The sequence below is a fragment of the Bacteroides ovatus genome, assembly GCF_001314995.1.
Lineage (GTDB): Bacteria > Bacteroidota > Bacteroidia > Bacteroidales > Bacteroidaceae > Bacteroides > Bacteroides ovatus.
The window spans coordinates 4,291,971-4,306,808 of record NZ_CP012938.1 but is presented as its reverse complement, the minus strand read 5'-3'; the positions used below and the strand labels follow the sequence as shown (position 1 = coordinate 4,306,808).

The window sequence follows — 14,838 nt, the reverse complement described above, 5'->3', positions numbered from 1 at the left end:
TAAATACCATATTACCAACCGAAGCTCTTACCAATAAAAGTATTATCTTTGTTGCATGAAAAAGTTAGTCATTGTAGGATGTGGACGACTTGCAGAAATCGTTGCGGATGCAGTTGTCAAAGGCTCATTACCAGATTATGATCTGGTAGGTGTCTATTCGCGTACGGCATCAAAAGCAGCGCACATCGTAAATAAAATGCAGCAACATGGCAAACCTTGCATTGCTTGTGCCAAATTGGAAGAGTTATTGGCATTAAAACCAGATTATCTGGTAGAATCGGCCTCTCCTGCCGCTATGCGGGAATTGGCTTTGCCGGCATTGAAAAACGGAACGTCTGTCATTACCTTGTCTATCGGTGCTTTGGCAGATGAAGTTTTCTATCGAGAAGTGACAGAAACCGCCAGAGCAAATGGTACACGGGTCTATATCGCATCCGGAGCTACCGGTGGATTCGACGTTTTAAGAACTGCCTCTCTGATGGGAAATACGACGGCCCGCTTCTTCAATGAAAAAGGTCCTAATGGACTCAAAGGAACTCCCGTTTATGATGATTCTTTGCAAACGGAACAACGTACTGTTTTCTCCGGTAGTGCTGCGGAAGCTATTCGCCTCTTTCCAACCAAAGTGAATGTTACAGTTGCCGCCTCACGGGCTTCTGTCGGTCCGGAGAACATGCAGGTATCCATACAGTCTACTCCCGGATTTGTGGGAGATACGCAAAGAGTAGAAATCAAGAACGACCAGGTGCATGCCGTAGTAGACATTTATAGTGCCACATCGGATATTGCAGGGTGGTCAGTAGTGAGCACCCTGATTAATATCGCTTCACCCATTGTATTCTGACAGATTGGCCAGTACTTTTGCGCTCAGGCGGTCAAACGCCTGACGCGTGCGGCCAGTAGACACCTGCATACAACGTACATGCGGATGATTGAGAAGTTGCTCACCCCCCAATGCGCCTATCGTGTCACAAAAGCAAAGGTTATCACCTTCCAGCCATTCAGTAAAAGCAGCCTCATCCCATGCCGGCGACAAACCGGTATTGAATAAGATCTTCCGGTTACCCATCTGCTTAAATTCCTCTTCGTGCAACAGAATCGTATTTTTATTCAGGCAACAACAAATGACTTCACTCTCTGCCAGGAGTTCCCTCAATGGCAAAAAGCGATATCCTTTGGCAGTAGCCGCTTCTTTCTCACTGCGGGCATAATATGAAATTTCAGCACCAAAGAATTTCAAGGCATCCGCTATCATGCCGCCAGACTTACCCAGTCCGACTATTCCGACTTTCAATCCGGTAATCTCACGAGGCAACTGCTCCCACGATTCCTGTCCAAAGCCGTGCAAACAGCGCACCAACTCACTGACTACATATTCCACTACTCCCTCGTCACCATAATCCCGGATACCTGTCACCGTGATACCCCGTTCATTAGCATAGCGAATATCGACATTGGCACTTTCGGGAGAATAGAGTGAGCAACACATTCCAATGTATTTCACATTCGGACAACACTCGAGTACATACCGGTTGATACGGGAGGTATAACTCAAAAGCACCGCATCAGCATCTCCGATACGGGCAATGATTTCATCATCATTCGCGGGTATATCAGGATACATCACCACCTGACCGGCAAATGAATACAACGCTTTTTCGGCCGACGGAACCAGACTGACCGGCTCTATAGCTACAAGTTTCTGAAACATCGTTTTTTTATTTTAGATTATTCGCGGTTAAGATAACCAATTGAAGAATAAACACTTTGCATAATTTGGGGAATTGAGAGATAACAATTTGGTAACTGTGCGCATTTTAGCGATTTGCAGAGTTGTATCTTCAAGTAACTCTTTCGAATACAAAAGTAACAAAATTCTCTCAGGAAACAAACTCACGACCGGTTTTTATACAATTCGACAATAAAAAAACTCCGTTATTCGATGATCTTCCTTTTGACAGAGGACAGCTTTCCTAAGTCATGCGGAGTAAATTGTATAAAGCAAAAGGATCCCTGCAATTTGACAGTGGGGACCCTTTTTGTAAGTTGGGCGGAGATCTATTTTGTAATCTGCCGATGACAGAGCGTTTTTAATCGACTACTAATTAAGATATAATCTTTTTACGACAACATATGTCGTCAACCGCATCAGGCATAAAATTGGATTTCAAAAAATAAATCAGACCGCCTTGAAGTTCAACTTCAGGAAAGGCGCGGATTACGGTGGCGTGATACTCTTCCATCTCATGAGGCCGCCGTACTGCGCCACAGTCCATTCATTGTTGGCGGAGACTGTGGGGACGGCCCCGCCACCCTCTTGCTTGTCGGCGTTCAGCACGAGGTCGCACTTGGCGGGATTGAATACGTTATCTCCGGAATGAGCGGTTCTGTTGTGAAAAACGGCGGTGCGCTCTATGCTGCTACCATCACTTATGTGAACGAAATCTCCGGCTGCGATGGCTTCTATCCGGGTGAGAGCTTTGCAGCCCGTTACGATATAATTGCCGAACCGAGTACACTTCGGTATTTTGAGCGTTTCGAGGCCCGTGCATCCGTAGAAAGCATCCAGGCCTATCGCTGCCACATTATCCAAAGTGAGCGTCTTCAATGAAGTGCATCCCCGAAATGCGCTTTCATCAATCTGGGTGACCTGCGAAAGATTCACCGTAGTCAACGCGGCGCAACGGATAAAGGCATACTCTCCAATTACCTGCACGCCATCGGGCAGCGTCACCTCCTGCAAGGCGGTGCAATCCTTAAAGGCGAGTTCGGGCAAAGTTGGCGTTGCACCCCAGCCCGTCACTTCGGTGAGGTCGCATTTCGTGATTTGCGTATTATCGGCAAATACACCCCACTGCCCGCCCATTCCTATCTTGGAAAGTTCGCCCTTCAGCTCGATTTCGGTGTGGCCTGCTTCGAGGGCTGCACAGATGGTTGCCCGCGCCACGACGTCGGTCATGCCGGTCACGTCGATAGTGCCGGAGGTAGGGGGTGTGAAATTTTTCAGGCGCAGCTTGATTTGATAATCCGCCGCAGGGTCGAGGTGAAGTTCAAAGTTGCCGTCGTACTTCCCACCCCATCCCGCATAGACGCCGACCGTTGACTCCGGATTCACTATCAGGCGGTCGCAGTCCGCCTGCGTCAGTTGGTAATTGCCAATGCCTTGGGCGACGGGGGTTGTACCGATCATTTTGAGAAGGAGGTGCACATCACCCGTGAGGGCTTTCGGAACGGAGATAAGGGGATAGGAGACGGCCGGGTAAAAATTGCAGTCCAGGCCTATGTAAGCCCCGGCAGCGGTCTTTCCCCCGTTCAGCACGAGGGTGGCACCATACCAGACGCTTACACAGCACGGACTGCTGCCTGTCTCGTAAGACAATTCGCAGCCGTCACCCAGTTCCAATTCCGCTTTCTCGCCGTTAGCCAGAATCATGTTGTCATCTTGCCCACTCAATGCCACGTCTTTGCCCAGCGTAATCTTGCCGTTGTAAACACATACTGCGGCGTTCATATCTTGTCGGTCCAGATTGATATTGGTGAGTTCGATATAAACGGCACCGGCGTCGGGGCTGAAATTGCCGAGGAGGTGGCGGTTGCTGGCGGTGTTATCCCAAGTGAGGGTGTGGTGCCCGCCGTCTATCTTGAAGTGGCCGCTGCCGTTCATGGGAGGGGTGTCGTAGTCACCTCCCGCAGGTATCGTGATGTTGCCGCCCAGCGTAATGAGTGTCGGGGCATCGGCCGAGGTGCCGCCCGTCTGCAGGGCGTTGAGCAGGGCGTCGTAGGTGGTGACGACGATACCTTCCGGCACGGGATCCGTTACCGGATCGTCCTTGCTGCACGAAGCAAAGACTACTGTTGCACATAGCACTAACAAAGAAAAAATCTTTTTCATGTTGTTTTATATTTGATTAATATTCATGGGAAAACAAAAAAGCGCAGAGCGGTTTATGCCCTACGCAGCAAAAATATAATGAAAATTTTGGATGATTGGTGCACGTTTACGCATATCTGACGTCGAAACGTGCAACACAAGTGTTTTTTGTGGATTTATTGTATGTTGGAACAAGCTGTATCGCCAAATATACAACAGCTTGGAGGTATTATCTATTTTTGTACTCGGTAAAAGATCCCCCCGTTATCTCCCGGAAAATTTTACAGAAATGGCTTTTGTGGGCAAAACCCGAAAGCTCGGCAATTCTCTCCATTGTATAATCCGGATGTTTCGCCATTTGCTCTGTGGCGTATTCTACCCGTTTATTGTTCACCCAACGTTTGAAACTCACCCCGTAAGTCGAATTGATGAATACAGATAGTTTCCGTTCCGGAATATGCAGAGCCTCGGCATAGTCGCCCAGCACAACACCCTGCTGGAGATACAATAATAGTTTTGCCATTTCATCTTCCAGTTCCCTGTCTCCTTCACTCTCCTTTGTCGGCTGCGATTCTTCCTTCTCCTCTATCGCGGGCAAAGCCTCATAGTAAAGTTTGTATTGGTAGTTGATATACCTCACTCCAAAGTTAAAGTAGTACACTGTAACCACCACCGTAATTATTCCGTCGAATAACGGGGCAGGGAATATACTGAACACCAGAACGGCGCCGATACAGGCAGCCTCGTAGAACAGTCTCGAAGCCCACCGGAATTCATATTTGTCGGTGTCGGAGAAATAGTTCTCAATCTTGGCCATATAATTCCGTTGCTCACGCCGGAATAAACGGACGTAAATCACGATCTGCGTCAGATAAGTAGCCGCAAATACAGTTCTTAACAAAAGAACCGGATTCGTGATATTCGCTATATACTCATCCACCGAATAGATCCTCACATCAGGAAATAGAAGTATCGTTAATAGATAGAGTCCCACAAAAAACAATGTCGGGCAGAGGTGTCGCAAAATATTTCGCCGGCAAACGTATGGTGAATGAAAAAGTATCAGTACGATAAAAGTAAAAAGCGCCGCCTGCAACTGTGCCGCAACGAGCACAGGCATTGCAAATATTTCGGCAACGCTCTCCTGTACCCTGTTGTAAAGGATAAGCGCATTGCACAGAGCCACGATAATCGATGCAATACCCAGGAATCGTTTGGCATTGCGGTAGTGCGGGTTTATCAGCTGTGGGGCTGTTTGAATCAACAGCAGAGCCATCCCCATCGTCAGACAACCGAAGATATTGAAGTAGTATATGATATCCAACATATTATAGTCTGTGTTATCGGTCAAACAACATTCGGACGAGAAATCCACTGTAAGGCTGTTTCATAGACACCTCATCACCGTTTTACCTGTATTCACAGCCAAAGGTACTGTATTTTTTTAGCCATACATCATACTTATACCACATTTTGCACTGATTCAATCCATTCGGGTAGATACTACCTCTTCATTTCTCTGTTCTGTTCCCAATCTCCAATCTTGTACGACAAGGTTTCCATCGATATTCCGTTAGATTTCACTACTCGCCATCCGGTTCCTTTCGTGGCGGTGCAATGAAATGCATCTGATTACCCCGTCCCTCTCGCTTGATAATGCCTTCGGCTGCAAAAGATTTAAGATCGTCCAATGCAGTATTCTTCAGGCGTCCTGTAAGTTGCGTATAAGTGGCTCTTGTGATGAAGCCATGCTCTCCGATATATTGCAGGACGAGTTTCTCCAGATTGTTTCTGTCCCACTTACGCGAAGTGTTGAAATCGACACACTTTCTACGCTCCAAATCTCCGCGAATACCCACACGCATACTCTTGGAAGCACGGAAATTCACCCCGTTGAAAGCTACGGATTCAGAACGAATATCATTCTTATTTGCTACCAATCGGGAAGCTTTCACTTTGGCTGAAAAGAAGCCGAACTCTCCCAATTCGACGCGGTATCCTTCACCTAGATATTGCAATACATCGTCTTTCAGTTCCATCAGGATACCTTCTATCACTCCTTCCTTAAATCCGGTTCTCTTAGCAACACCACGGATCAATCGTTCTGCCGGAATCGTTCCACTGTAGACAATGTCGGCATACATTGTTTCCGTTTCTCCTTCCTTAGTAGTCAAGGCAGGCTTCTTCTTTAAATTGTAAAAGGCCATAATCTTATTGTTATATTTAAGATTTTTCAGTGCAGAGAATAAAGATTTTCAGTGCAGAGATTTATCATTGTTTATGCACTCGGATAGTTGTCCGATTGTAACGGGACAATAGTCACTTTGTAAACAGCCTAATGTCACCTTATAAGGTGATATTTATCACTGCATAAGGTGACCACCTGTCTTTACAAGGGTAAAAAACAGTAAAGATACAAAATTAATTAGCGGAAAGCAAGAGACGGCACAATAAAGCTCAATATATGATTGTAATATGATTGCAAAATAAAATTCATCTGCCAACTACCGGACATCGGTTTCTCTTTATTTATTCACATAGATTTGTTGATTTCTAAATTATTTCAGTACATTTGCCCGACCTACTTCTATTGCAGAAAGGATGAAAATAGACGAAATACAGTGCATAAAAGAACTACGCAACGGCTCCTACCAGGCTTTTACACAGATTTATGAAGCCTATGCCGACCGACTTTACAGCTTTGTTCTTAAACAACTAAAAAATCGTTCCCTGACACAGGATATTGTTCAGGATACCTTTTTACGCCTATGGGACAACCGTAACCAGTTGAATAGCTTCGGCAATCTGCAAGCCTTTATTTTCACTATTGCCAAACATCAGGTAATCGATTATTTCCGCAAACAAGTCAACGAACTGCAATTCGAAGACTTTATGGAGTATTGCGAGAACCAGGCAACTGACGTATCGCCGGAAGATATCTTATTGTACGACGAATTCCTGCAACAACTTCAACAATCGAAGAAAGTTCTGTCACAACGGGAACACGAGATTTATGAATTAAGCAGGGAGAAACATATCCCCATCAAGCAAATAGCCGAACAACTGGATCTCTCCGAACAAACGGTGAAAAACTATCTGACTTCCGCCCTGAAGATTCTTCGCAGCGAAATGATGAAATATAATATTCTCTTTATTTTCTTCCTGTAACAAGAATAACACTTTCAGTAGGAATAATTAAAACTCCACAAAACTCTACAAACACCTACTATTCCTAACTTTTTCTATGCTCTACAACATAAAAAAAGTCTAGTACTCCCTTTATGTATTTACGTATAACCTATAGAAACACCAATAATATGAGTCCACAATTTAAAAAGTTATATTGCCAGTACATCGAAAAAGGAATCACCTCTTCCGATATTGGAAAGTTCAGAAATGAACTCAACAACATACCTGACGAAGAGTTATGGAATACCATGATAGATATGGAAAACGACACAGTAGAGATAAAGATGCCTCCTATGATGAAAAAGCAAATTCGAAAGGAACTACAATAAATCATTTGGAGACGCCGTTGGCTGCAATATATGAAATATGCTGCCATTATCGCTATCATCCTATCATCCTCTTTTGGACTTTATACATGGATGAATAACCCGGAAAGTCAAATGGTTGCTGTAACAGTTAGAGCTGGCAGTAAAGCAGAAATGGCTCTCCCTGATGGTACATTTGTACATCTAAATGCGGCTACAAACCTGGAATATGATGTAAACAACTCCAAGCAACGCCTCGTCAAACTATCAGGAGAAGCCTTTTTCGATGTTGCCAAGAATCCCGATTGCCCATTCAAGGTAATAATCAACGATCTGCAAATTGAAGTAGTAGGAACTTCATTCAATGTAAAGACCTATAAAAAAGACATTGTAGAAACGTCTTTACTTAGCGGACGAATCAGAATATCAGGTGGTTCACTTCCCCATGAATATACGCTTTCACCTGGACAAAAGGCAACCTATTCCGCTATGGACAGAACACTACGAATAAGCAAAGCGGATGCCCATGTTGAAGCCGGATGGAGAGATAATTACCTCATCTTTGAATCCACACCATTAATTGATGTAATAGCCCAGATAGAACGATGGTATGGGGTGGAAATCAGATTGCATCATAAGCAAATCGCACAAGATTTACTATCGGGATCTTTCCGAAACGAAAGTATACAGAATGTCATAAGATCCTTAAGCATACAATACGGATTTAAGTACGAGATACATAAAGATATAATAACTATTTACTAATTTAAAAGAAAGGAGCTTATGGAAAACACATAGTAGTTAAAATCAAAAAAGAACAACCAAAGAATCGCCCAATCCTTTGGTTGTATGGAAGTCGATAAAATTTTATACATCAAAACATTATCAACTATGAATATCACAAAGTTAACATTTTTATTGAGAAGGAAACTGCGGAACAGCCTTATTTTTAGAAACTTTACCATTTTATCCGCTGCTATAATTTTATTCCCTTCGGGAGTGTTTGCCCAAGAAGGAAATGTGTCCATTCATATCAAAAATGGCACGGTAAAAACTTTCATGAAACAAGTAGAACAGCAAACGAGATATACTTTTGTATACCGGAATCATGTTCTTAACGATCAGACTAAAGTGACAATTAGCTGCACAAAGAAACCTATCAGCGAAGCGCTCTCACAGGTATTTACTCCTTTGAATATATCTTATTCATTTACCAACAACACCATCGTATTGGTAAAGCAGGAGACAGAACAAAGAAGTAATGAAAAGAGAGCGATTAAAGGAACCGTACTAGATGAAAGTGGAATTCCTATTATTGGCGCCAATGTCATGCAAGGAAAAGGAACCGGAGTCATTACAGATATTAACGGAAACTTTACCATTGTAGCAGATCCTAACCAACCACTAACAGTATCTTATATTGGATTTGACTCACAACAAGTGAAAGCCGGCAATAAAAACAATCTGAAAATATATTTGAAAGAAAGTAGCATTGCATTAAATGAGATAGTTGTAGTCGGCTATGGCTCCCAGTCCGAAAAACTAGTAACTACTTCTATCAGTAGCCTGAAAGTGGATGATCTGGACCAAGGCAGTGACTACAATGTAGCTAAAATGCTGCAAGGTCGTACTCCTGGTGTAAATGTAGCCTCTGCCAGCGGTACCCCCGGTGAACAACCGAGTGTACGGGTACGCGGTATTGCATCCATCACAGGTAACAGCACCCCATTGTATGTGGTCGATGGAGTTCCCAGTGAATCAATGCCTATGCTAAACCCCAACGACATCGAACGCATGGACGTATTGAAAGATGCTTCAGCTGCTGCCATCTATGGTTCGCGAGCTAACAACGGTGTTGTCATCATCACCACAAAATCGGGAAACACCAACAGTAAAACACGCGTAAATGCCAGTGTACGCCACAGCCTTGGATGGATTGCCAACGATATACCAATGGCAAATGTAGCAGAATATACTCGTACTATGCAAGCAGCCGTAGATAATTGGAATGTGCAGAAGAAGGACACAAAATCATTCTTTATCCCCGACCGGATTACCGAAACAGACTGGCTCGGACTCATTCAACGTGATATAGCACACTCTACTATGGCATCTATCAATCTCTCGGGAGGTAATGAGAAAACTACCTTTTTCACCTCTGTGGGATTTAACGACCAACAAGGTATCATCCGTACCAGCGGATTCCAGCAAACCAACCTAAGGGCAAAATTTACTCATCAGCTGAACAAATGGTTTAAACTGAATCTGAATCTCACAGGATCTTACAGCCGTTTCGATAAAGTGGAAGAGTCATCTACCAGTTTGAAAGTGATTCGTACTGCCCGTGAAGAACAACCATGGATTGGAGCTTATCGGGAAGATGGAGGCTATACAGTGATGTCAACAGAATTATGTCGTCATAATCCCGTTATGCTGATTAATGAAGAAGACTGGACTGTACATAAGAAACAAGGAGTAGCTGCCCTTAGTTTTGATATTACTCCTATCAAAGGACTCAAATACACTCCCTCATTCAGCATATACGGTATTCTTGATGAAGAAAAGAAAACAATTTCAGAGAAACATGACGCACGTTCCAAAAATGCAGGATGGGGTGCACTTAGCGAACAGAAAAATGTAAGTTACCGATATGTTATAGACAACGTAATTTCGTATGAAAATAGTTGGGATAAACTGACTTATTCAGCCATGCTTGGTCACTCATACGAAGAGTATAACTATGAAACTTTTGGAGCTTACAGTGATAATTACGCAAACGGTGCTTATCCTTCTTCCAGCTTCGGTCTGATAAATTCCGGTTCTAACATCTACGCAGGTAGTATCGGATATAATGCATATGCACTCGAATCTTATTTCGGACGTGCCGCCCTGAATTGGGATAATCGCTATATCTTAAATGTAACGATGCGTCGTGACGGTTCTTCACGTTTCTCAAAAGATAAACGTTATGGAACATTTCCTTCTGCTTCTTTCGCGTGGCGGATTATCAACGAACCTTTTTTCCCTAAAGGCACGCCACTGAATGACTTAAAGCTACGAGCCAGTTGGGGTAAGACTGGCAGTATGGATGGTATCAGTAACTGGGCAGCTATGTCATTAGTAACTTCGGGAGGAAATTCCTATAATGGTTCATCCGGTTTTAAAATCGGAGCAGATGCTGCGGATCTTATCTGGGAGAAAGCTAATCAGGTGAATGTCGGAATCAACGCAGAGCTATTCAACGGACGACTGGCGCTATCTGTAGACGGATACTATCAAAAGACAAGCGGATTACTTTATAATATCAGTACTCTTGCTACAACAGGATATACTACCCGGACAGCCAATATCGGCTCGCTGGAGAACAAAGGATTGGAAGTGATGGTGAGCGGTAAAATATTCGATGGTCCTTTTAAATGGGAGCTTGCTACTAACCTCTCCTATACAAAAAACAAACTGTTGTCATTGGATGGAGTACTTGATATGAAAATCAACGGTGGTGGTGCCAATACCGGTAAAGTAATGCATGCTTTAATGGTAGGTAAACCGGTTAGTGCTTTCTATATGTTGCGTCAGGATGGTATTTATCAAACCGACCAGGAAGTACCAAGCAAACTCTACGCAAAAGGAGTACGTGCTGGTGATTGTAAGTACTTTGACTACAACAATGACGGAGACATCACAGACGATGACCGCATGTATGTAGGAAAGGTTACACCTGACATTTATGGTGGTATCACTTCGACTATGAACTGGAAAAACTTCGACTTATCCATTTTCTGCCAATTTGCAGCCGGAGGTAAAATCCTGTCAGCATGGAAAGGCTGCGGGGGAACAGAAGGTACGGAACATCTCGGCTTGGCGTCCAGCAGTATCAAAGGTTACAAAAATGGCACACTGGTCGATTCGGAACAATTCTATAACATATCAAAATATGCCGCCAACCATTACTGGAGGGGAGAAGGAACTAGCAACACTGTTCCACGCCCTACTTTGGCAGGCACGTTCACCGGCGGTTTCGGAAACAATCTTGTTTCTACCCGTTATCTGGAAGATGCTTCTTATTTCAAATTCAAAACCATCACATTGGGATATAGCCTTCCTCATTCTCTGTTGTCAAAAATACATGTAACGGGAGCTCGCATCTTTGTTTCTCTCGACAACTTTTTTACACTGACCAAATATTCCGGATATGATCCGGAATTCTCATACGAAAGTAATCCGACAGGCAACAGCTACGGAGCAGATTTCGGAGAACAAGCCACATTAAAGAGTTTTATCATAGGTGCAAGCATTAACTTCTAAAACTAACGATATGAAAAATATAAAACTATTATTCACTCTGGTTTTAATGACCATAACTATACTCGGCACGAGCTGTTCTGACTGGCTGGACGACATCAGCCCCCGACATGCAATTCCTCAATCAGCCTTGACGGATGATGATCTCGAAAAGCTATTAAATGGAGTATACGCCACTATGGAAAATTATACATTCACTTTCTGGTGGTTGGATGATATACAAGGGGAAAATTTCAAAGCAGGTCCCGGAGGAGGTCAAATTACAGACCCATGCGAAATGTCTCCCTCGTATACCAATCAGGCAATTAACATTCTCTCCTTTTGGAGAAACTCATTTACAACATTGCATCAGGTCAATTTTCTCGTAGAAACTTATGAAGCTTCCGAAAATAAAGAAAGTGCTCTTATGAAAAAAGTAGGTGGTGTCTCTTACTATTTCCGTGCATTTATTTATTATCGTCTGGCCTCTCATTATGGAAATGTCCCCATCCTGCGTAAACGTTCAAAAGAGGTGGTTCCTATCTCTCCGGAAGCTGAAGTATGGACATTCATCGAAGAAGATTTGGGTAAAGCTATCCGCTTACTGTCAAAAGCAGATTCCAAATGGTACGTATCTTCTGACGCAGCAAATGCACTTGCTGCACGTGTAGCTCTTTTCCAGAACAAGATGACGGATGCTGCAAACTATGCAGAAGCAGTATTAGCTAATTCCAGTTTCTCGCTCGCATCCACCGCTATGGATTTCTCTAAAAATTGGGTTGCAGGAAGTTCAAGTCCGGAAATTATATTTGCCTATGTTAATAATTCAAGAGCATCCAGTCCTCTAAACTTCACATTATACGTTAATGACACGGACGGTTCATGGAATTATGCTCCATCTGATTGGTGTTATAGTAGTCTTTTTGCTGATGATAATACTCTTTCACGCAAAGGAGACGTACGGTTAAAAGCCACATTCACCAGCCAAGATGCCAACCGCGTAATCAAATATCCGAATGGGACTTATCAATTGGCGGAAACGTCAGATTATACCTGCACACCGGTAGTAATCTCCCGTATTTCAGAAATGTATCTGGTAAAAGCCGAAGCTCTCGGAAAAACGAACGGAGCCGCCGCATTAGTGGAATATATGAAAAAAAGATATACTACCGCTCCAAGTGAAGCAGCAATCAAAGCTCTATCGGACAAAGAATATCAGACATTGATCTTGGACGAACGCCGTCGTGAATTTTATGCTGAAGGTATGCGCTGGCAGGACATCAAACGTACAAATCGCTTAGAATTGCTAGAAACACTTGATGGTCGTACTTATCTGATGTATTATCCGATCCCTCAAGATGAGATTGACATGGCCGGTACGGTAGCCTACCCACAAAATCCCGGATATGCGGGATATACAGGAAATTAATAACAAAACCTTAAATGATTATTATGTGTATGACAACTATTAAAAATAAAGTACGGATATGTCCGTTCATATATATTGTTTGTCTTTTATTATTTGCCGCATGCAGCAACGAAGACAATGCCGGGAAAGATATTCCTTCCGCAACTTTCTCAATCGCTCCCGAAAGAGGGCAAATAGAAGGTGAAATACAATTCACTAACGCATCTTATGGAGGTAGTGGCAACTTTACTTATGTATGGGATTTCGGGGACGGAACGACTTCTACCGAAGAAAGCCCGAAGCACGTGTACAATGAGAAAGGTATATTTGTTGTTAGTTTGACCATAACCGACAGCAGTGGAAGATCGAACCTCTACCGGAAAACAATTGAAATTACCGATAAAGTAGTAGAAAAAGGAGACCTCACATTACTATGGACCTCCTCCACTCATTTAGCCAAGTTAGTTTCCAATTCCGCCGCTCTTTCTCCTGATGAAAAAACGGTTTACATCAATAGTAATGACCACATATTACATAGTTATGATGTAACTTCAGGTATTGAAAAATGGTCATTCGACATGACTGATCCATCTTGGGGAGCGCAGGCAACAGGAGGCTCAAACATGACACCGTCTGTAGATACGGATGGTACAATCTACATTGGCACAGGTGACGGAAGCAATGGTAAACTATTTGCTATCAATCCTGATGGAAATAAGAAATGGATTACTTTCAATGATCCGACTACCGGTTTTTGGAATAAAGGTAACGCCGCCAATGCCAAAATGCGTAGTGTGTCACCAGCATTTGATGATAAATATGTATACTGTGGTAATGGGGGAAGCACCGGTTCAATGATTGCGGTAGACAAAACAACAGGAAACCGTGTTAGCTATTTAACTAACGCAGATGGTACCAGCGGTCCTGCCGGAGGTGTTTATGCAGGTCCTGTTATCTCCAAACAAGGAATGATGTATATCATGTGTACCAACTACGGAATGTTTGGTGTAGCAAAAGCTACTATGGCTAAAGATGACAATACTTTCAGCCCATGGGCATGGAGAGCATTTGACAGTGGTTTGAACAGCGGCTGTCATGCATCAATGGCCATAGACAATGAAGGAAATGTATATGGCATGATTTATACATCTGATCTGACTACTACCATCTATTCCGTTGCCAGTGACGGTAGTGTACGTTGGACTACCCCTATTGAGAATACCGGCAAACAAGATCAGGGAGGAGTCGTTATCGGCACAGATGGCACTGTATATGCCTCATTGAAAAGTCAGGGAGATATGCCTGGCGGAATTGTTGCATTGTCAGCAGGTGGAACTATCAAATGGCAATATGAGATATCAGAAAGTGTTAGCAGTACTCCTGTTATTGATAAGGATGGACATATCTTGTTCGGTACGGAACGTGGTAATTTCTATATCCTTGACGCAAATGGTACTGACGCTATTGCCGTACTTGATGTGGCCGGAGCAATTGCTAACAGTGAAAGTGCTTATGCATCCGAATGGGCTGCAACACAAGGCAAATTCTGGAGTTCACCGGTAGTGGATGCAGACGGGACTATCTATGTGGCCATTACTAACACCCAAGATGAATCGAAAAGTTTATTAGTGGCCCTGTCATCCAAATATGTGAAAGGATTACCAACAACAGGCTGGCCGATGCGTGCAAAAGACGCTCAACACACTGCTACAGTAAAATAATTCAAATCAAACAGGATAGGTTATTTCGATAGCCTATCCTACATTATCTAATAAATAAAATAA

Annotated in this window: 11 protein-coding genes; 7 read left to right on the top strand and 4 right to left on the bottom strand. The window is 43.4% G+C overall.

From position 1 onward, the window contains the following. Positions 1–55 precede the first annotated feature (55 nt). Positions 56–844, top strand: coding sequence for an aspartate dehydrogenase domain-containing protein (locus tag Bovatus_RS16590; protein WP_004298089.1), 789 nt, complete (start codon positions 56–58; stop codon positions 842–844). Here Bovatus_RS16590 and Bovatus_RS16585 read toward each other — a convergent pair. The 4 genes from Bovatus_RS16585 to Bovatus_RS16570 form a co-directional block, all read right to left on the bottom strand. Continuing rightward, positions 827–1,711: a D-isomer specific 2-hydroxyacid dehydrogenase family protein gene (locus tag Bovatus_RS16585; protein ID WP_004298088.1), complete on the bottom strand. Its 885-nt coding sequence runs from the start codon at positions 1,709–1,711 to the stop codon at positions 827–829. The genes Bovatus_RS16590 and Bovatus_RS16585 overlap by 18 nt on opposite strands. A gap of 507 nt (positions 1,712–2,218) precedes the next feature. Continuing rightward, on the bottom strand, positions 2,219–3,892 hold the full coding sequence (locus Bovatus_RS16580) for a leucine-rich repeat domain-containing protein (protein ID WP_004298086.1): 1,674 nt from the start codon (positions 3,890–3,892) through the stop codon (positions 2,219–2,221). A 208-nt stretch (positions 3,893–4,100) separates the two neighbouring features. Then, the gene (locus tag Bovatus_RS16575) at positions 4,101–5,198 is read right to left on the bottom strand and encodes an AraC family transcriptional regulator (RefSeq protein WP_004298084.1); all 1,098 of its coding nucleotides are present in this window, start codon (positions 5,196–5,198) and stop codon (positions 4,101–4,103) included. Between the two features lie 256 nt (positions 5,199–5,454). Next, positions 5,455–6,078: an HU family DNA-binding protein gene (locus Bovatus_RS16570; RefSeq protein WP_004298082.1), complete on the bottom strand. Its 624-nt coding sequence runs from the start codon at positions 6,076–6,078 to the stop codon at positions 5,455–5,457. 394 nt (positions 6,079–6,472) lie between these two features. Between Bovatus_RS16570 and Bovatus_RS16565 the strand changes: the two genes are divergently transcribed. The 6 genes from Bovatus_RS16565 to Bovatus_RS16545 all read left to right on the top strand — a co-directional run bounded on the left by Bovatus_RS16565 (position 6,473) and on the right by Bovatus_RS16545 (position 14,775). Next, a complete protein-coding gene (locus tag Bovatus_RS16565; protein ID WP_004298079.1) occupies positions 6,473–7,039 on the top strand; it encodes an RNA polymerase sigma factor in 567 nt (188 codons plus the stop codon). A 149-nt stretch (positions 7,040–7,188) separates the two neighbouring features. Further along, on the top strand, positions 7,189–7,389 hold the full coding sequence (locus Bovatus_RS25715) for a hypothetical protein (RefSeq protein ID WP_004298077.1): 201 nt from the start codon (positions 7,189–7,191) through the stop codon (positions 7,387–7,389). Between the two features lie 30 nt (positions 7,390–7,419). Beyond that, complete coding sequence (locus Bovatus_RS16560) at positions 7,420–8,130, top strand: FecR family protein (RefSeq protein ID WP_004298075.1); 711 nt, start codon at positions 7,420–7,422, stop codon at positions 8,128–8,130. 294 nt (positions 8,131–8,424) lie between these two features. After that, positions 8,425–11,670: a TonB-dependent receptor gene (locus tag Bovatus_RS16555; protein WP_004298072.1), complete on the top strand. Its 3,246-nt coding sequence runs from the start codon at positions 8,425–8,427 to the stop codon at positions 11,668–11,670. 10 nt (positions 11,671–11,680) lie between these two features. Next, the gene (locus Bovatus_RS16550) at positions 11,681–13,075 is read left to right on the top strand and encodes a RagB/SusD family nutrient uptake outer membrane protein (RefSeq protein WP_022199965.1); all 1,395 of its coding nucleotides are present in this window, start codon (positions 11,681–11,683) and stop codon (positions 13,073–13,075) included. A 29-nt stretch (positions 13,076–13,104) separates the two neighbouring features. Then, the gene (locus Bovatus_RS16545; protein ID WP_224440830.1) at positions 13,105–14,775 is read left to right on the top strand and encodes a PKD domain-containing protein; all 1,671 of its coding nucleotides are present in this window, start codon (positions 13,105–13,107) and stop codon (positions 14,773–14,775) included. The last annotated feature ends 63 nt before the right edge of the window (positions 14,776–14,838 follow it).